This is a genomic window from Streptosporangium sp. NPDC003464, from assembly GCF_053588315.1.
The window spans coordinates 49,935-67,701 of the sequence record NZ_JBSFPS010000001.1 but is presented as its reverse complement, the minus strand read 5'-3'; the positions used below and the strand labels follow the sequence as shown (position 1 = coordinate 67,701).

Here is a 17,767-nt window from a genome sequence, read left to right as displayed (position 1 = left end):
GCGATTGAAGGTGGGTGACGAGGTCAGCCCTTGAGGCTGCCGGCGGTCAGGCCGGCCATGATGCTGCGCTGGAAGACGAAGAAGACGATGATGGCGGGCAGACTGGCGATCACCAGTGCGGCGATGAGAACGTTCTGCGGCATCTGGGCCGACAGTGAGGCGATGCCCACGCTGATGGACATGTTCTCGCTGTCCGGCAGTACGAGCAGCGGCCAGACGAAGTCCTTCCAGCAGGTGACCACCGAGAGGATGGACACCACGCCGATGATCGGCCGGGACACCGGCAGCACGATCGACCACAGGATCCGCACCGGGGAGGCGCCGTCGATCTGGGCCGCCTCCAGCAGTTCCCTGGGGATCGAGTCGAAGAAGCGCTTGAGCAGGAAGACGTTGAACCCGTTGGCCGCCGCGGGCAGCCAGATCGCCCACGGCGTGTTCAGCAGGTCCCAGCCGAAGATCGGCAGATCCTTGACCGTCAGGTAGGCGGGCAGCAGGATCACCATCGGCGGGATCATCAGCGTGGCCAGCATCATGCCCAGGACCAGCTTGCCCAGCACGGGCCGCAGCTTGGACAGGGCGTAGGCGGCCGTGACGTCGACGGCCAGCGTGAACAGCAGGGCGCCACTGGCGTACAGGAGCGTGTTGCCGAGGAACCGGGCCAGGTTGAGCTGGTCCCACGCCTCGGCGTAGACCTCGAAGTCGAGCGACTCGGGGAAGAAGCTGGGCGGCATCTGGGCCAGCTCCTCGGGCGACCTCAGCGCGCCGGTGACCATCCAGTAGAGCGGGAAGACGAAGGCCGCGGTGAAGCTCACCACCACCGCGACCAGCACGATCCAGTAGATCACTCGTCCGCGGGGGGATTTCAGCGTGTGCGGGGAGACCACGCCGCGGAACTGCGGCCTGACCTCTCCGGGCCGTTTGCGGGCGCCGCGCCGGGCTCTGGTGGAAGTGGGTCCGGGCCGCGGGGCCGGAGTCGGGCGGCTCGGTTGAACGGTGACGTTCGACATGGGTGCTACAGCCTCCCTAGCTCTGGTTGTCCCGCGAGATACGCAGGTAGAAGGCGGAGAACACCATCAGCACGACCATGAGCATCAGCCCCAGCGCGCCGCCGGCGCCGAAGTCGCCGAAGTTGAAGGCGTACTGGTACATCAGGTAGGCGACGGTGAGCGTCGCGTTCTCCGGGCCGCCGCCGGTCATCAGATAGGGCTCGATGAAGACCTGCATGGTGGCGACGATCTGCAGCAGCAGCATCACCAGCAGGATGAGCTTGGTCTGCGGGATCGTGACGTGCCAGACCCGCTTGAAGAGGCCGGCCCCGTCCAGCTCGGCGGCCTCGTACAGCTCGCCCGGGATGCTCTGCAGCGCCGCGAGGTAGATCAGGGTCCCGGTCCCCATGTTCATCCAGGTGGAGACGGCCACCAGGGAGATCAGCGCGGTGTCGGTGGAGTCCAGCCAGCTCAGCGCCGGGATGTTCACCAGGTCCAGGATCTGGTTGAACAGGCCGGGGCCCGGGTCGTAGAACCACTTGAACAGCAGCACCCCGACGGCCGGCGGCAGCATCACCGGCAGGTAGACCACGAACCTCAGGTAGGCCTTCGCATGCCGCAGCTCGTTGAGGATGATCGCCGCCGCGAACGGCACGACATAGCCGAAGACGAGCGCCAGGCCGGTGAACGCGGCGGTGTTGATCCAGGCGTCGGCGAAGGCCGCGTCATCGATCACCGTGCGGAAGTTGTCCAGCCCCACCCAGGTGGGCTCGTCGACGAAGTTCGTCTGCTGGAAGCTGAGAATGATCTCCCGCACCATCGGGTACCAGGAGAAGAACGCGAAGCAGATCAGCGCCCCGCAGAGGAATCCGTAGGCCGTAAGGTTACGCCGCAGGCCGCGCCGGAACCCCCCCGGGTCCCGGCGCCGTGATCCCTTCACGGTCATTGTGGTCATCGGTCGACTTCCGATCTCGACGTCTGGCGGGGTGCCGGCCGACGGGCCGGCATCCCGGGTACCGGAGGGGTCAGCTGGACTTGGCCAGCACCTTGTTGGCCTTGGCCTCGGCATCGGCGAGCAGCTTGTCGATGTCGGCGTCCTGCCTGGTCAGCACTGCCGACATGGCCACGTCGAGGATGGCGTACAGCTCCTGGGCCCTCGGCGGCTCGATCTTGTTCTGGATCGTCGCGGAGGCCTCCGCGTAGGGGGCGAAGTGCTCCACCGGCACGGTGGCGAACTTCTTGCGCGTCTCGACGATCTGCTTTCCGGGGGCGGTGTCGCCGTACAGGTCGGGGGTGGGCAGGCCGACCGGACGGCCCTGGCCCTTGTTCCGCTCGTAGTTGAACTGTCCCTGGTCCGGGGTCAGCTCGTGGAACTCCAGCCAGAGGAGACCGGCCTTGATCTTCTCCGGCGTCGCCTTGGGGTTGAACAGGTAGCCGTCGCCGCCGCTCAGCGAGGCCTTGGCCTCCGGCAGCGCCGTCACGCCGTAGTCGTCGAACTTGCCCTTGAAGTCGTTGTTGACCGACTGGACGACGTCGGGGGCGCCGATCATCATGCCGAGCTTGCCGCCGCCCATCATGCGCATCAGGTCCTCCCACTGCAGGAGCTGCTTGGCGCCCATGCTGTTGTCGGTCCAGCGCATCTTCTTGAGGTTCTCCAGGACGGCCTTGCCCTCGGGGCTGTTGAAGGCGGCCGTCCTGCCGTCGGGGCCGACCATCTCGCCGCCGCGGCCGTACAGGGACGCGGTGAAGTGCCAGCCGCCGGTGTTGCCCGCGCTGTACTCGCCGAACCCGACGTGGCCGGGGCCGAGCGCGGCGATCTTCTTGGCCGCCTCCTGCACCTCGACCCAGGTCTTGGGCGGGCTGTTGGGGTCCAGGCCGGCCTGGGCGAACAGCTTGCGGTTGTAGACCAGGCCCGTGGAGTAGTTGGTCCTGGGCAGGCCGTAGGTCTTGTCACCGCTCTTGAAGACGCTCATGACGTCGGGCCGCAGATCGCCCAGCCTGGTGACGCTGCTGACGTAGGGGCTGATGTCGGCCGCCTGACCGGCAGCGATGATCTTCTGGACGTCGGTGAAGTAGACGTAGAAGACATCCTCCATCGTGCCGCCGGCCAGCTTGGCCTGGAAGGTGTCCGGGTTGATGCAGGGGAAGGCGTCCTTGCTCTCGATCGTGATGTTCGGGTGCAGCTTCTGGAACGCGGCGACGTCCTCGTCCCACGCCGCGCGCTCCAGCGGATTGCTCTTGGGGGGCTGGCAGCCCACGGTGATCGTGACCGGGGCGTCGGCGGCCGCGGTGCCCGGCTTGGTGTCGGCGGCCTTCTGGGCACCGCTGTCACTGCCGCAACCTGCGGCGGTGAGGACGATGCCCGCGGCGAGCAGCATCGAGAGGTTGCGGGGTTTCATAGGGGACTCCTTGGCGGGTCGGTTGCGAGAAACATATAGAGACGTGCAGGACCGAGCAAGAGGCCGTCATGCATGATGCAAAAAAGTGACAGGAAGCTATCCGCAGCCGCCCGACCTCCGATCACCGCCCGGCCGACCCCCTACCGGCACCGGGCCGCCGCACCGGCCGCCGCGCCGGGCTCCCGCGCCGGGCTCCCGGGCCGGGCGCGGCCACCGCGGCCGTCAGGCCGGTACGGGCCTGCGGCCGGCCGGGGCGGTGGAGGCGCGCACCACCAGCTCGGGCTCGAACAGCAGCTCGTCGCCCGGCACGGCGACCGCGTCGATCTGGGCGACGAGCAGGTCCACCGCCGCGCGCCCCATCGCCTCGATCGGCCGGCGCACCGTGGTCAGCGGCGGCTCGGTGCAGTTCATCAGCGCCGAGTCGTCGTAGCCGATCACCGAGACGTCCCGCGGCACCCGCAGACCGGCCCGCCGGGCGGCGCGCACCGCCCCGAGGGCGCGCAGGTGCCCGGCCGCCATCCGCGCGGCGGCCACGTCGTCGCAGGAGACCTGCGGGAAGCCGAGGTGCCCGGCCGCGGCGTTCACCAGGACGGCGGGCAGGCGCCGCACCAGGATCCGCCCGTAGTCGCCTCCGAGACGCCGGGCTTGCCGTTGAGGACGCGGCTCACCGTCGCCTCGCTCATCCCGAGCTTCCCGGCCACCTCGGCAAGCCTGCGCATCATGGCCGCAACTATACGACAATCTTCGCAAGCGTTTGCAACGTTTTTGCGACCGGATGCCGCATCGTTCGGGCGCATGCTCCTCGGGGCGCCACCGGACGGGTTCTCCCCACCCGGCCGGCTGTGACCACCCGGCCAGAAATAGGGTTTCCGGCACTCTTTCGGAGGGCCGTCCACCGCAGGAGGGGGTAGGGCCGACCCAGGCCGCCAGGATCTTCCTTGCCGAAACGGCTTGACTCAATCATTTTTTTACAGCATTACGATAGGACATTTCAGATGTCCGGCTGCTGTTCCGCAGTGGGACAGTCGCCCGATTCCGCTTCCCTGCGGGGGTGGCGGCATCACTCCCCCTCGGCCATGGCGGCGGCCCCGGCGCCGGCCGCCGATCCGCCGCCCGGCCACACCGTTTGAGACCGGCCCGGGGAGGAAGTCCCTACCTTCGGAGGCCACGAGGACGGGAGAGACATGACGGAACGGCTGGTGGTGATCGGAGGCGACGCCGCCGGACTGAGCGCGGCGTCGCAGGCGCGGGCCAGGCGCGGTCCGCGGGACCTGCGGATCGTCGCCTTCGAGAAGGGCCGGCACGCCTCCTACTCCGCGTGCGGGATCCCCTATCTGGTGGGCGGGGAGGTCTCCGGTCCGCAGGATCTGATCGCGCGGCGGCCCGAGGTCTTCCGCGACGACCTGGCCATCGACCTGCGGCTGCGCAGCGAGGTCACCGAGATCGACCTCGACCGCCGGGCGGTGGCCGTACACGACCACCAGGCCGGGCGCCGCTACTGGGAGCCGTTCGACCAGCTCGTCATCGCGACCGGCGGCCTGCCGCACCGCCCCGACCTGCCCGGCGCGCGGGCCGGGGGCGTGTACGGCGTGCAGACCCTCGACGACGGCATCGCCCTGCTGCGGGCCCTGGAGACCCCCGAGCCCGGCCGGCCGCGCAGCGCCGTGGTGGTGGGCGCCGGATACATCGGGCTGGAGATGGCCGAGGCCCTGGTCCGGCGGGGGCTGGAGGTGTCGCTCATCGACGCGGGCGAGCAGCCGATGGGCACGCTCGACCCGGACATGGGCGCCCTGGTCGCCGACGCCCTGCGCGGCCTGGGGGTCAAGGTGTTCCTCGGCGAGCGCGTCGAGGGCTTCTCCGAGTCCGGCGGGCGGGTCGTGGCGGTCCACACCGGGAGCCGGCGCGTCCGGGCGGACCTGGTCGTCCTCGGCCTCGGAACCCACCCGGACACGGCCCTGGCCGAGGCGGCGGGCGTCCCGGTCGGCGGCACCCGGGGGATCCGGACCGACCGGCGGATGCGCACCGCGGCCGAGGGGGTCTGGGCGGCCGGCGACTGCGTGGAGACCTTCCACCTGGTCTCGCGGCGGCCGGTCGCGATCGCGCTCGGCACCCACGCCAACAAGCAGGGGCGCGCCGCGGGCATCAACATCGGCGGCGGGTACGCGAGCTTCCCCGGCGTGGTCGGGACGGCGGTGTCGAAGATCTGCGAGTACGAGGTGGCGCGGACCGGCCTGACCACGGCCGAGGCGGCCGAGGCCGGGTTCGAGACGGTCGAGGAGGTCGTGGAGTCCACCACCCGCGCCGGCTACTACCCCGGCGCGCGGGAGATGCGGACCAAGCTGATCGCCGACCGCCGGACCGGCCGGCTCCTGGGCGCCCAGATCGTCGGGCGGGAGGGCGCGGCCAAGCGCATCGACGTCCTGGCCGTCGCCGTCTGGCACGCGATGACCGTGGAGGAGATGACCGGGCTCGACCTGTCATACGCTCCCCCGTTCGCCCCGGTGTGGGATCCCGTGCTGATCGCCGCGCGCAAGACGGCCGAACGCGTCGAGCGGCTCGGCGGGCGTGACTGACACCGGGCTCCCGCCGGTCCCGGCGCGCGGGAGACAACGGAGAAGGAAATTCCGGATTCCCGTTTTCAGCGAGGCAATTAAGCCATCACACTGCAAATTTGACTAATAGTCATGATTTTTTGCCAATCTCCTGTTAGATCAAGATTGTCGCCTTTGAGTAATTTCGACGATCTTCACGACGACAGGAGAATACGTGTTACGACCCCCGCCCTCCTCGCCATGGCGGCCGCTCTGACCATGGCGTTCCCCCTCACGGTGGCACTCCCGGCCCAGGCCGCCGATCCCCCTCCGGGCCAGGTGGAGACCCGTACGGGGACCGAGACCCCGGCCCTGGTGAGCGGCCTCGACGAGCCGCCCAGAAACGGCGACCCCGTCGCCGTCGCCCGCGACCACCTCCGCGACGGGCGGTACCGGATAAAGAATGTGGACACCGAGCTGACCCCGCTCGGCGTGGTCCGCGACGGCTCCGACGAGACGGTGCGATTCGAGCAGCGGCACCGGGGCGTCCGCGTGTTGGGCGCGCATTACCTGGTGCGGATGAGCAAGGACGGTCAGGCCCACAAGGTCACCGAGGCGGGCGGGCGCTTCCTCACCGGCCTGAGCGTCTCGACCGCGCCGAGGTTCCCCGAGCGGCTCGCGCTGGACGTCGCGCGCTCCCGCGTGGCCCGTGACGGCGGCGGCGACGGGAGCGCCCTCGCCGTGAAGTCCGGAGGGCTCGTCGTCGTCCCGGTGGGCAAGGGCCTCCTGGCCTGGCAGGTCGTCGTCAGCGGGACCGACCCGCGGAACCGGCGGCCGGTGCTCGCCGACGTCTACGTCAACGCCGCGACCGGCGCTCCGCTGTCCGCCTCCAGCCGGATCCGCACGGCGGCCGAGGGCCCGGTCACGGCCTCGGGCTCGACCGTCCGGGGCAGGACGGTGCCGCTGAACGCCTACCGGCGGGCCGACGGGAAGTACGAGCTGCGCGACCGCGCGCGGGCGATGTGGAACGGCACCACCGGGGAGATCGTCACCTACGACGGCCAGGAGCGCGACGTCTCCGAGTTCGGGGGCACCCTGCCGCCCGACCCCCCCGTCGCCTCCTCCGACACCCCCGCCTTCACCGGCACGGCCGCCGAGATCGGCGCGGTCGACGCGCACTGGGGCGCGGGCCAGGTCTACGAGTACTACCGGCGGCTCGGCCGCGACGGGCTCGACGCGGGCCTGCTGGGCGAGGCCTACTGCCGCACCGCGCCGCCCCGCGAGTGCGCGATCCGCGACCTCAACGACGGGCGTACCGCGCCCGCCGACTACGTGGGCGCCACCGGGCGCATCGACGGCGCGGGCGTCCACCTGAACTCGACGATCTTCAGTGGCGCCCTGTGGGACGTCCGCGAGAAGCTGGGCGCCAGGGCTGACAAGATCGCGCTCAAGGCGCTGTCGGAGTACATGCCCCCGCTCGACGACTTCACCGACGGCCGGCGTGCGGTGCTCGCGGCCGCCGCGCGGATGCGGCTCGGCGTCAAGGACCTGCTGACGGTCGCGCGTGCCTTCGACGCCCACGGCATCAGGGCGGGCTGGGAGCGCCGCGTCCCCACCGACCACGACGTCCTGCTGCGTGCGATCACCGACGCCTACGCCCAGCCGGACGCGGCCGGCGACCGTTACGTGATCACCAACTCCTCGGCCGACCTGTCGGAGCCCCCCGCCGTGTACACGGGCCGGGTGCGCGGTGGCAGGGCCGAGCGGCTCTCCGCTCCGGACGGGCAGTACACCTTCGATCCGGCCACCGACGGCAGGACCGGGGTGTGGGTGACCTACGCCGACACCGGCACCGCCTGGAAGATCCAGGTGTGGAGCCGGCAGCTGGACCGCTCGCGGCCGCCCACCCTGGTGCACGAGGGCGACCAGGACGTCCTCAACGTGGCGGTGGAGGGCGGCAGTTCTGGGACCCCGCGACGGGCGGCTACGACCTGCGGGTCAGGAAGGGCCAGGCCGCACCGGTCAACCTGACGCCCCAGGAGGGGGTGTTCAGCAGGGCGCCGACGATGCGCGACGGCCGGATCGCCTACGTCAAGCTGTATCTGCGGGAGGGCCCCCGCCGCATGCTGATCGCCACCCGCGACCTCGCCTCGGGGCAGGAGACCGAGCTGCCCGCCCCGCCGAGCCCGCCCGACGTGATCGGGCTCACGGCCGCCCCCGTGCTGACCGGCTCCCACCTGGTCTGGCTGCAGGACGCCCAGCAGGACGGCAGGCAGGGCATCATGCGCGCGGGCGCCGACGGCAGCGCCCCGGCGGTGGTCCTCCCCGACGACGCGTCCGCGCCGGAGCTGCTGGACATGGACGCCACGGACGCGGCCATCACCTACAGCGTCTACCCCGACCTGTCGGTGCCCGTCAACGAGAACCTGCCGAAGATCACCCAGGTGCCGACGGCGGGGGGCGCCGGTGCGGGTCACGTGCAACCGGGGTGAGCAGGCCCAGTTCGCGGCCGTCGAGGGCACCCAGGTGATCTGGGTGGACGGCACAGCCGCCCGCCCGGACCTGGCCACCCGGGCGCGTCCGAGAGGGGGCTGCTGAGGCCGGGGGTTCCGCCCCCGCCGGGCGCGTCCGGGAGGGGCCGCCGAGGCCACGGCGCGCGCCCCTTGGACGACGGGAGGCCACCTTCCCGGCACGCGCTCACGATGACGGCCGGCGATCCGACCTGCGGGCTCCAGCCTCCGTGACGGCCCCTTCCATCCCTTCCCGGGGCCGCGCAAGCCCCGGGAAGGGAAATCTGGAGGGGCATGGTTGGGCTGGTCCAGAGCGGGAAAGGGCGAAGAATCCCAACCCGATCCCGACAAGGAGTCACAATGCTCACATTGACCGACACCGCGGCCCAGGTGATCCGGGACCTCAGCTCTCAGGTAGCCGAATCCAGCGACACCGGCGTCCGTATCTCCTCACAGGCAGACGGCACGGGGTCCCTGCTGCTGTCGGTGGTGGACGGACCGCAGACCGACGACAAGGTGGTCGAGTCGGAAGGGGCCAGGATCTTCCTGGATCCCACCGCGGCGGACATGCTCGACGACAAGGCCCTCGACGCGGACATCGACGAGGGAGGGTCGGTGGCCTTCATGGTCACCGAACAGCACCCCTGACCTCGGCCGAGACGTGCGCGGCCCCGGCCTCACCGGCCGGGGCGCAGGCCCCGACGCCCCGAACGCCCCGGCGTCCCGGACCAGGCGCCGGGCCGCCCGGGGCGCGGCGGGTCAGCTACCGGCGCTGCTCACCGCGAGCGGCTCGCGGGGCGCTCCGGCCTTGGCCTTCTCCATCCGCTCGCCGATCTCCTGGAGGACCTTGCGCCCCATCGCCTCGCGCACCTTCGGGAACCAGTCCTCTTCCTCCTCCTTGACGTGGTGACGCACGTTCTCCATCAGGACGGTGACCTTGGCGTCGAACCGCTCGTCGGCGGGGTCCATCCCCTTCAGCTCGGAGAGTATCCAGACCACCACGTGGTGCTCCTCCACGCTCTCCAGGATGTGGTCGGTGGTGCCGGGAGCGCCCTCGCGGGCCGCCGGGTAGAAGATCTCCTCCTCGATGTGGGCGTGGACGGTGAGCTCCTCGATGATCTTGTCGACGATCTCCCGCTTCCTCTGGTGCGCACCGTCTCCGGCCTTCTCGAAGTCCTTGAACAGCTTCTCGACGGTCTTGTGGTCGTCCTTCAGGAGCACGATGGCGTCCATGTCTTCCTCTCTGGTGGGTCCCGGTTGATTCATGGGGTGTCTACGGGGTGAGCAGGATCTTGACGGCCCCGTCCTGCTTCTTCTGGAAGATCTCGTAGCCGTGCGGAGCCTGCTCCAGCGGGAGGCGGTGGGTGGCCAGGTCCATCACCCCGAGCGGGTCGGAGTCGTCGCTCACCAGCGGCATCAGGTCGTCGATCCAGCGCTTGACGTGGGCCTGGCCCATCCGCAGGGTGATGCCCTTGTCGAACATCCTCAGCATCGGCATCGGGTCGGCCATGCCCCCGTAGACGCCGACGACCGAGATCGTGCCGCCGCGCCGTACCGTCTCGATCGACTGGTTCAGGGCAGCGAGCCGGTCCACCCCCGCGGTGGACATCAGCGGGGCGGCGAGCGCGCCGGGCAGTATCCCGGTGACGGTCTGGGCGAGCTTGGCGACCGGGGAGCCGTGCGCCTCCATGCCCACCGCGTCGATGACCGAGTCGGGGCCCCGCCCGCCGGTCAGCTCGCGGATCGCCTCGGGGACGTCGTCGGTCACGGAGGCGTCCAGCACCTCCACGCCGTGCCTGCGCGCCATCGCGAGCCGTTCCTGGACCCCGTCGACCCCGATGACCCGGTGGCCGAGGTGCTTGGCGATCCTGGCGGACATCTGCCCGATCGGCCCCAGCCCGAAGACCGCGACCGTGCCGCCGTCGGGGACGTCGGCGTACCGGACCGCCTGCCAGGAGGTGGGCAGCACGTCGGACAGGTAGACGAAACGCTCGTCCGGCGGCCCCTGGGGGACCTTGACCGGGCCGAACTGGGCCTGCGGGACCCGCAGGTACTCCGCCTGCGCCCCCGGCACCTCGCCGTACAACCTGGTGTAACCGAACAGCGCCGCGCCCATGCCCTGGTCGCGGACCTGGGTGGTCTCGCACTGGGCGAACAGCTTCAGGTCGCACATGGGGCAGTGGCCGCAGGCGATGTTGAAGGGGATGACGACCCGGTCGCCGGGCTTGATGTGGGTGACCTCCGCGCCGACCTCCTCGACGATGCCCATCGGCTCGTGGCCGAGGATGTCCCCCTCGCCCATGAACGGCCCCAGGAGCTCGTACAGGTGCAGGTCGGAGCCGCAGATCGCGGTGGTGGTGAGCTTGACGACCGCGTCGGTCGGTTCCTTGATGGCCGGGTCCGGGACCTCCTCCACCCGTACGTCGCGCTTGCCGTGCCAGGTGAGAGCCTTCATGATCTTCTCCTCTCGGGGTGGTGCGGGCGGCCGGGGACGCGCGCCGCCGCGCATCGGTGCGCTCAGCGCATCCGGGGCAGGACCTCCTTGGCGTAGAAGTCGAAGAAGGCGTCCTGTTCCTCACCGATCTGGCTGATGTAGACCTCGGTGAAGCCGGCGTCGAGATACTCCCTGATCGCCTGCGCGTGGATCTCCGGGTCGGGCCCGCACGGCGTAGAGGCGGTCGCCTCCTCCTCGGTCACCGACTCGGCCAGCTCCTCGAAGTGCCTGGGCAGCGGGAGCAACTGCGACGCCTCGCCCTTGATGCCCTGGGTGGGCCAGAGCCGGTGCACGGTCTTGCGCGCGGCGGCCTCGTCGGCGGCGTGGCAGACCTTCAGGCCGCCCTGGACGGGCTTGCCCTCCCCACCGGCCCGGCGGAACTTCTCCACCAGCTCCGCGCTGGGGCCGGTGCTGATGTAGCCGTCGGCGATTCGGCCGGCCAGCTCCACCGACTTCTCCCCGAAACCGGACATGTAGACAGGCGGGGGCTCGTCGGGGAGCGTGTAGAGGCGGGCGGTGTCGAGGTCGTAGTGGGTGCCCCGGTGGGTCACCAGCCTGCCGCTCCACAGCTCGCGCATGAGCTCGACCGCCTCCTCCAGCATCTCCAGGCGTTCGGACGCCGGAGGCCAGCGGGAGTCGATGATGTGCTCGTTGAGGGCCTCCCCCGTGCCCACTCCGAGCTGGAAGCGGCCACCGGTCAGCGCCGCGCTGGTCGCGGCGGCCTGGGCGATGATCGCGGGGTGGACGCGGACCAGCGGGCAGGTGACCGCGGTGGTGATGGGCAGCGAGGTGGCCTCGGCCAGCGCGCCGATCACCGACCAGACGAACGGGCTGTTGCCCTGCACGTCCAGCCACGGATGGAAGTGGTCGGAGATCCACAGGGCCTCGAACCCGGCCTGCTCGGCACGTTTGGCCTGCCGTACGAGCTCCTTGGGGCCGTGTTCCTCACAAGAAAGGAAATATCCGAACTTGGGCATCTTCGCCTCCTCCTTCTCCCTGTCGAGGTGCAGCGACGCCCTCATACCCTCTGTGACGGGCCCAAACGGATCACTCCCACCTGGCCATCTCCCGCAGCGGGGTGAGCGCGTCCCGCCGGACACGCAGCCGTACCCGCCCGCCGTCCAGGTCGGCGACCTGCTCCCAGGAGGCGAACACGCTGTGCCGGTGGAGCCCGCGGACGAGCGCGCGGACCAGCCAGGGGCCGTGGTCGGCCACCGCGCGCTCGTAGCCGAACAGCTGCCCGGTGTGCCGGGGCACGATGACGAAACCGTCCACCGCGAAGGCGTGCTGGACCTGGCCGAGCATCGGGCCGTCCTGCTTGAGCCGTACGTCGGCGACCTGCCCGGCCACCTCGCCCGCCGCGTCGTGCACGACGCGGCCGATCAGCTCACTCATCCGCATGGCCGGCCCCCGGGATCCTGGAGATGACGTGCTCGGCCGTCCAGCGCTCCAGCCGGAGCGGCCGGTGGCCGCGGGTCACCTTCACCGCATCACCGATCGCGGTGACCTCGGCCATGTCGATCCGGTAGGGCCGGGGGTCCTCCTCCGACCGCAGCAGCTCCGTCACCGCGACCATCAACCGCCCCGGCACCCCTCCGACGCGCGGCCCCAGCGCCAGCGGACCGGCCAGGACGGCCGTGACGTACGGCCTGCCGTCGCCGTCGAGCGCCAGTTCCAGATCGTCCACCTTGCACAGCAGGTGCTCGTCGTCCTCCCGCATGACCTGCCGGTCGAGCAGGTGCAGCAGGGCGTGGATCACTCTTGCCTTCATTGCCCCGCCTTCGTCGCGAGCATCAACGGGATCGCCGCCACCGCCACCACGATGAGCAGCACCATGTAAATGGTCCCCAGGAAGTTGCTGAAGCGGCCGTTGACCTTCTCCCCCATGTAGTCGGAGTCGTTGGCGACCATCAGCACCGGCAGGTAGGTGAGCGGGAGCGCGGCCGCGGAGAAGACCAGCGAGTACTCGGTCACCATGATCGGGTCGATGGTGGTGAGGATCAGCGCCGTCGCCACGACCATCGAGACGAGCAGGACCGCGTGGAACCGGGCGGCCCGTACCGGGCGGACGTATTTGCCCCACTGCCAGCCGAAGTACTGGCTGACCGAGTACGCCGACGACAGCGCGGTCTCCAGGGTGGCGCCGAAGGTCGCGGCGAACACGCCCACGATCACCAGGGCCAGGCCGACCTGCCCCAGGCCGAGGCCGACCGGCAGCACCATCTGGCTGAGGCTGTCCACCTGCGCCATGTCGGGCAGGAAGACCGTGGCGGCGCAGGCGGCGATGGCCAGTGACAGCAGGCCGCCCAACGGGAACCCGGCGAACACGTTCGCCCGGGAGAGCGACAGGTCCCTGCGCGTCCAGCGCTCCTCGACCCCGCCGGAGGAGAAGAAGAACACCTCGTAGGGTGTCATCGCCCCGCCGAGCAGGGCGACGGCGTAGTAGAAGTAGGTCGGCACGCCCTCGTCGGCGGGCACCTGGGGCCGGGTCGCCTGCTCCAGCAGGCCGCCCCAGTCGGGGCCGAGCTGCCACAGGGCGACGGCGAACACCACCAGGGCCAGCCCCGCCAGGCCGAAGACGCGCTCCATGATCTCGAACCTGACCCGCCACATCACCAGCCAGGCGACCAGCGCCACGCCGGGCACCCAGAGCAGGTAGTTCACCCCGGTCGCCAGCTCCAGCGCCAGGGAGGCGCCGCCGATCTCGGCGGCGAGGGTGAGCACGTTCACGAACAGCGACGCGACCAGATTGACCAGCCCGGCCCGGGGCCCCAGCCGCTCACGGACCAGGTCGAAGACCGGCCGGCCGGAGACGGCGGCGATCCGTCCCGACATCTCGGCGAAGACGCAGATGCCCACCACTCCGACCACGACCACCCAGGCCAGCGACATCCCGAACCGGGAGCCGACCAGCGCGTTGGCCACCAGGTCGCCGATGTCGACGAACCCGCCGAAGGCCGTGAGGATGCCGAGGGTGATCCCGAGCACCTTCTTCATCGGTGCGCCTCCCCGAACCGCTGGAGGTCCTCCCCCAGCGTCCGCAGCTCCCGTACGGCTCCCGCCGGGTCCCGGAGCCCGCCCCGCCTGACCTGGACGAGCAGCCCGGCCAGCTCGTCCTCGGCCCGGCCGGTCAGGTCGAGGAGCTGCTGTCCGACCCGCTCCGCCGCGTCGCTGGGCGGCTGCACCCCCGCGAACTGGCCGTCGACGCTCCGCACGTCGGTGACGGCCCCGGTGAGCAGGACCTTCAGGTAGGGGGTGGTCAGCCGGTCGTGCCCGCCGACGGCGTGCCGGGCGATCGTCACGGTCGAGGCGACGGCCTCGGCGCTGGCTGCCGCCTTGAGCCCGTAGTCGTGGTCGTCCCAGGCCGGGCTGACGCATCCGGCCAGCGTCCCGGCGGCGAGCAGGAGCGCCAGCGCGCCCTCCGCGCGCCGCGCCCTCGCACCGGGCCGCGCCCTCCCGGCGGCCCTCATGGACGTTGCCGCCTCAGCAGGAAGTAGGCCAGCGCGCCCAGCAGCACGGCGAACTGCCCCCACGCCGCCAGCAACACCAGTCCCTCGTCTGTCATGTGTTGTCGCCTACCCGGCGAGCCGCCTGTCAGACATGGGCCCCGCCGAGGAAGCGCAGCAGTTCGGCGGCGAGCTCGGCCGGCGCCTCCTCCGCGACGTGGTGGCCGGAGCCGATCGGCGCGCCGCGCAGGTCGTCGGCCCAGCCGCGCCAGATCGCCAGTGGATCCCCGTAGAGAGCCTCCATGTCGTCGCCGGTGGCCCACAGGAACAGCGTGGGGCAGGCGATCCGGCGGCCGGCCCGGCGGTCGGCGTCGTCGGCGGCCCGGTCCAGGCCGAGTCCGGCCCGGTAGTCCTCGCACATCGCGTGGACCGTGGCCGGGTCGTGGATCGCCCGCCGGTAGTCCTCGTACGCCTCGGCGCCCATCGCCTCCGGGGTCCCGCCGTACCAGGCGTCGGGGTCGGCGTTGATCACCCGTTCGGCGGGCCTGGCCGTCTGGCCGAGGAAGAACCAGTGCCACCAGGCGGCGGCGAACCTGGCGTCGGCCCGGGCCAGCGCCTCGCCGATCGGCACCCCGTCGATCACGACGAGACGGGTGATCATATCCGGGTGGTCTAGGGCCAGCCGCTGGGCCACGTAGGTACCCCGGTCATGGCCCACGACGGCGAAGCGCCCGTGACCGAGCACGCGCATCAGCGCGGCGCAGTCACGGGCCATCGCCCTCTTGGAGTAGGGCTCGTGGTCGGCGGTGCTCGCCGGTTTGGACGACCTGCCGTAGCCGCGCAGGTCCGGGCAGACCACGGTGAAGTCTCCGGCGAGCAGCGGCGCGACGCGGTGCCAGGTCGCGTGGGTGCGGGGGTGGCCGTGCAGGAGCAGGACGGGCGGCCCGGAGCCGCCGTGCCGCACGAACAGCTCGGCCTCGCCCGTGCCCACCCGCTCTTCCTTGAAGCCCTCGAACATCCTCACGGTTCCTTTCCGGTGTGACCGGCCCGGTGTGACCGGCTCAGTACGGCCAGCTCCAGTCGCGGATCTCCGCCGGGTCCTCGCCGTACTCGCGGGTGTGGGCACGGGCGCGCAGCCGCTCGTCGGACATGTGCTGGCGCAGGTGCGCCGCTCTGGCGGCCAGGCCGGGGACCCGGTCGATGACGTCCATCACCAGGTGGAAGCGGTCGATGTCGTTGAGCATCACCATGTCGAACGGGGTGGTGGTGGTGCCCTCCTCCTTGTAGCCGCGCACGTGGATGTTGTGGTGTCCGTGCCGCCGGTAGGTCAGGCGGTGGATCGACCAGGGATAGCCGTGGAAGTTGAAGATGATCGGCCGGTCGGCGGTGAACAGGGTGTCGAACTCGGCGTCGGACATGCCGTGCGGATGCTCGGACGGCGGCTGCAGCCGCATCAGGTCGACGACGTTGACCACCCGGACCCTCAGCTCGGGCAGGTGCTCGCGCAGCAGCGCGGCGGCGGCGAGGGTCTCCAGGGTGGGCACGTCACCGGCGCAGGCCAGGACCACGTCGGGCTCGACCCCCGCGTCGGTGGAGGCCCACTCCAGGATGCCCAGGCCGCGGGTGCAGTGCGCGATCGCCTCCTCCATCGGGAAGAGGTCGAGCACCGGCTGCTTGCCGGCGACGACGAGGTTGACGTAGTCGCGCGAGCGCAGGCAGTGGTCGGCGACCGAGAGCAGGGTGTTGGCGTCCGGCGGCAGGTAGATCCGGACCACCGACGCCTTCTTGTTCATCACCACGTCGATGAACCCGGGGTCCTGGTGGCTGAAGCCGTTGTGGTCCTGGCGCCACACGTGCGAGGAGAGCAGGTAGTTGAGCGAGGCCACCGGACGGCGCCAGGTGATCTTGTGGGACGACTCCAGCCACTTGGCGTGCTGGTTGAACATCGCGTCGACGATGTGGATGAACGCCTCGTAGCAGTTGAACAGGCCGTGCCGGCCGGTCAGCAGGTAGCCCTCCAGCCAGCCCTGGCACAGGTGCTCGCTGAGCACCTCCATGACCCGGCCGCCCGGGCCGAGGTTCTCGTCGGTCGGCAGTATCTCGGCGTCCCACGCGCGGTCGGTGGCCTCGAACACCGCCGACAGCCGGTTGGAGGCGGTCTCGTCGGGTCCCATCAGCCGGAAGTTGTCCGGGTTGGCGGCGATGACGTCGCGCAGGAGGCGGCCCAGGACCTTGGTCGGCTCGCTCGGCTGGGCGGCGGGGGACTTGACCTCGACGGCGTGGTCGCGGAAGTCGGGCAGCACCAGCGGCTTGAGCAGCTCACCGCCGTTGGCGTGCGGGTTGGCGCTCATCCGGCGCGGCCCCTCGGGCACGGTCCGGAGGATCTCCGCGACCGGCCTGCCCTGGGCGTCGAAGAGCTCCTCCGGCCGGTAGGAGCGCATCCACTCCTCCAGCATCGCCCGGTGCTCGGCGTTCTGGCGGACCTCCGACAGCGGCACCTGGTGGGCCCGCCAGGTGCCCTCGACCGGGAGGCCGTCCACCTCGCGCGGGCCGGTCCAGCCCTTGGGCGTGCGCAGCACGATCATCGGCAGTCGCTCGGCACGGCCGTCCCTGAACTCGGCGATCTCGTCGAAGACCGTGTCGAGGGTCTCGGCCATCAGGCCGTGCATGACCGCCGGATCGTCGCCGGAGACGATGTGCGGGCGGTAGCCGTAGCCCTCGATGAGCTTGACCAGCTCCTCCTCGGGGATGCGGGCCAGGACGGTCGGGTTTGCGATCTTGTAGCCGTTCAGGTGCAGGATCGGCAGGACGGCGCCGTCGCGTCCGCGGTCGAGGAACTTGTTGGAGTGCCAGCCGGCGGCCAGCGGCCCGGTCTCGGCCTCGCCGTCGCCGATCACGCAGGCCACGGCCAGACCGGGGTTGTCGAAGGCGGCGCCGTAGGCGTGGGCCAGCGAGTAGCCGAGCTCGCCGCCCTCATGGATGGAGCCCGGGACCTCGGGCGCGACGTGGCTGGGGATGCCGCCGGGGAAGGAGAACTGCCGGAACAGCCGGCGCATGCCCTCGGCGTCCTGCCCGACGTCGGGATACCTGTGGGTGTAGGAGCCCTCCAGCCAGGCGTGGGCGACCGCCGCCGGGCCGCCGTGCCCGGGCCCGGCGATGTAGATCATGTCCTGGCCGCGTTCCCGGATGATCCGGTTGAGGTGCGCGAAGCAGAAGTTCAGCCCCGGAGTGGTCCCCCAGTGGCCCAGCAGCCGGGGCTTGATGTGCTCGGGACGGAGCGGTTCCTCCAGCAGCGGGTTGTCCAGCAGGTAGATCTGGCCGACCGACAGGTAGTTGGCCGCCCGCCAGTAGGCGTCGATGTGCTCGAGTGCATCCATACCTTCGACAGTTCCTCCGGTGCG

The 17,767-nt window shown here is 70.8% G+C and carries 18 protein-coding genes; 4 read left to right on the top strand and 14 right to left on the bottom strand.

Annotated features, from left to right (window positions below; translation table 11 throughout):
• Window positions 1-23: 23 nt before the first annotated feature.
• From ACWDS7_RS00345 to ACWDS7_RS00325, 5 genes are all read right to left on the bottom strand, one after another.
• The gene (locus ACWDS7_RS00345) at window positions 24-845 is read right to left on the bottom strand and encodes a carbohydrate ABC transporter permease (RefSeq protein ID WP_451927423.1); all 822 of its coding nucleotides are present in this window, start codon (window positions 843-845) and stop codon (window positions 24-26) included.
• 178 nt (window positions 846-1,023) lie between these two features.
• Entirely contained in the window at window positions 1,024-1,932 is a 909-nt protein-coding gene (locus ACWDS7_RS00340) for a carbohydrate ABC transporter permease (protein ID WP_451927456.1), read from the bottom strand.
• Window positions 1,933-2,011: 79 nt separating this feature from the next.
• Window positions 2,012-3,385, bottom strand: coding sequence for an ABC transporter substrate-binding protein (locus tag ACWDS7_RS00335; protein ID WP_451927422.1), 1,374 nt, complete (start codon window positions 3,383-3,385; stop codon window positions 2,012-2,014).
• Window positions 3,386-3,607: 222 nt separating this feature from the next.
• Window positions 3,608-3,994, bottom strand: coding sequence for a substrate-binding domain-containing protein (locus ACWDS7_RS00330; RefSeq protein WP_451927421.1), 387 nt, complete (start codon window positions 3,992-3,994; stop codon window positions 3,608-3,610).
• On the bottom strand, window positions 3,967-4,107 hold the full coding sequence (locus tag ACWDS7_RS00325) for a helix-turn-helix domain-containing protein (RefSeq protein ID WP_451927420.1): 141 nt from the start codon (window positions 4,105-4,107) through the stop codon (window positions 3,967-3,969). Before ACWDS7_RS00325 ends, ACWDS7_RS00330 begins: the two co-directional genes overlap by 28 nt.
• A 462-nt stretch (window positions 4,108-4,569) precedes the next feature.
• Here ACWDS7_RS00325 and ACWDS7_RS00320 point away from each other — a divergent pair, with 462 nt between their 5' ends.
• From ACWDS7_RS00320 to ACWDS7_RS00305, 4 genes are all read left to right on the top strand, one after another.
• Window positions 4,570-5,958 carry an FAD-dependent oxidoreductase gene (locus ACWDS7_RS00320; RefSeq protein WP_451927419.1) on the top strand — a complete coding sequence of 463 codons (1,389 nt, stop codon included), beginning with the start codon at window positions 4,570-4,572 and terminating at the stop codon, window positions 5,956-5,958.
• Between the two features lie 219 nt (window positions 5,959-6,177).
• Window positions 6,178-7,947: a M4 family metallopeptidase gene (locus ACWDS7_RS00315; protein WP_451927418.1), complete on the top strand. Its 1,770-nt coding sequence runs from the start codon at window positions 6,178-6,180 to the stop codon at window positions 7,945-7,947.
• A gap of 14 nt (window positions 7,948-7,961) precedes the next feature.
• On the top strand, window positions 7,962-8,408 hold the full coding sequence (locus ACWDS7_RS00310) for a hypothetical protein (protein ID WP_451927417.1): 447 nt from the start codon (window positions 7,962-7,964) through the stop codon (window positions 8,406-8,408).
• Between the two features lie 378 nt (window positions 8,409-8,786).
• Entirely contained in the window at window positions 8,787-9,074 is a 288-nt protein-coding gene (locus tag ACWDS7_RS00305) for a Fe-S cluster assembly protein HesB (protein ID WP_451927416.1), read from the top strand.
• Window positions 9,075-9,185: 111 nt separating this feature from the next.
• On the opposite strand, the gene ACWDS7_RS00300 is transcribed toward ACWDS7_RS00305, so the two are convergent.
• The 9 genes from ACWDS7_RS00300 to ACWDS7_RS00260 form a co-directional block, all read right to left on the bottom strand.
• Window positions 9,186-9,659 carry a hemerythrin domain-containing protein gene (locus ACWDS7_RS00300; protein WP_451927415.1) on the bottom strand — a complete coding sequence of 158 codons (474 nt, stop codon included), beginning with the start codon at window positions 9,657-9,659 and terminating at the stop codon, window positions 9,186-9,188.
• 40 nt (window positions 9,660-9,699) lie between these two features.
• The gene (locus ACWDS7_RS00295; RefSeq protein WP_451927414.1) at window positions 9,700-10,881 is read right to left on the bottom strand and encodes a zinc-dependent alcohol dehydrogenase; all 1,182 of its coding nucleotides are present in this window, start codon (window positions 10,879-10,881) and stop codon (window positions 9,700-9,702) included.
• Between the two features lie 62 nt (window positions 10,882-10,943).
• Window positions 10,944-11,897, bottom strand: a complete 954-nt coding sequence (locus ACWDS7_RS00290; RefSeq protein ID WP_451927455.1) for a TIGR03557 family F420-dependent LLM class oxidoreductase — start codon at window positions 11,895-11,897, stop codon at window positions 10,944-10,946.
• A 70-nt stretch (window positions 11,898-11,967) separates the two neighbouring features.
• Window positions 11,968-12,315, bottom strand: a complete 348-nt coding sequence (locus ACWDS7_RS00285; protein ID WP_451927413.1) for a hypothetical protein — start codon at window positions 12,313-12,315, stop codon at window positions 11,968-11,970.
• Complete coding sequence (locus ACWDS7_RS00280) at window positions 12,308-12,691, bottom strand: hypothetical protein (protein ID WP_451927412.1); 384 nt, start codon at window positions 12,689-12,691, stop codon at window positions 12,308-12,310. Before ACWDS7_RS00280 ends, ACWDS7_RS00285 begins: the two co-directional genes overlap by 8 nt.
• A complete protein-coding gene (locus ACWDS7_RS00275; RefSeq protein WP_451927411.1) occupies window positions 12,688-13,917 on the bottom strand; it encodes an Nramp family divalent metal transporter in 1,230 nt (409 codons plus the stop codon). The genes ACWDS7_RS00280 and ACWDS7_RS00275 overlap by 4 nt, the downstream gene beginning before the upstream one ends.
• Window positions 13,914-14,390 carry a hypothetical protein gene (locus ACWDS7_RS00270; protein WP_306870042.1) on the bottom strand — a complete coding sequence of 159 codons (477 nt, stop codon included), beginning with the start codon at window positions 14,388-14,390 and terminating at the stop codon, window positions 13,914-13,916. The genes ACWDS7_RS00275 and ACWDS7_RS00270 overlap by 4 nt, the downstream gene beginning before the upstream one ends.
• Window positions 14,391-14,514: 124 nt before the next feature.
• Window positions 14,515-15,384, bottom strand: coding sequence for an alpha/beta fold hydrolase (locus ACWDS7_RS00265; protein ID WP_451927454.1), 870 nt, complete (start codon window positions 15,382-15,384; stop codon window positions 14,515-14,517).
• Window positions 15,385-15,427: 43 nt separating this feature from the next.
• On the bottom strand, window positions 15,428-17,743 hold the full coding sequence (locus tag ACWDS7_RS00260) for a phosphoketolase family protein (RefSeq protein WP_451927410.1): 2,316 nt from the start codon (window positions 17,741-17,743) through the stop codon (window positions 15,428-15,430).
• Window positions 17,744-17,767 lie beyond the last annotated feature (24 nt).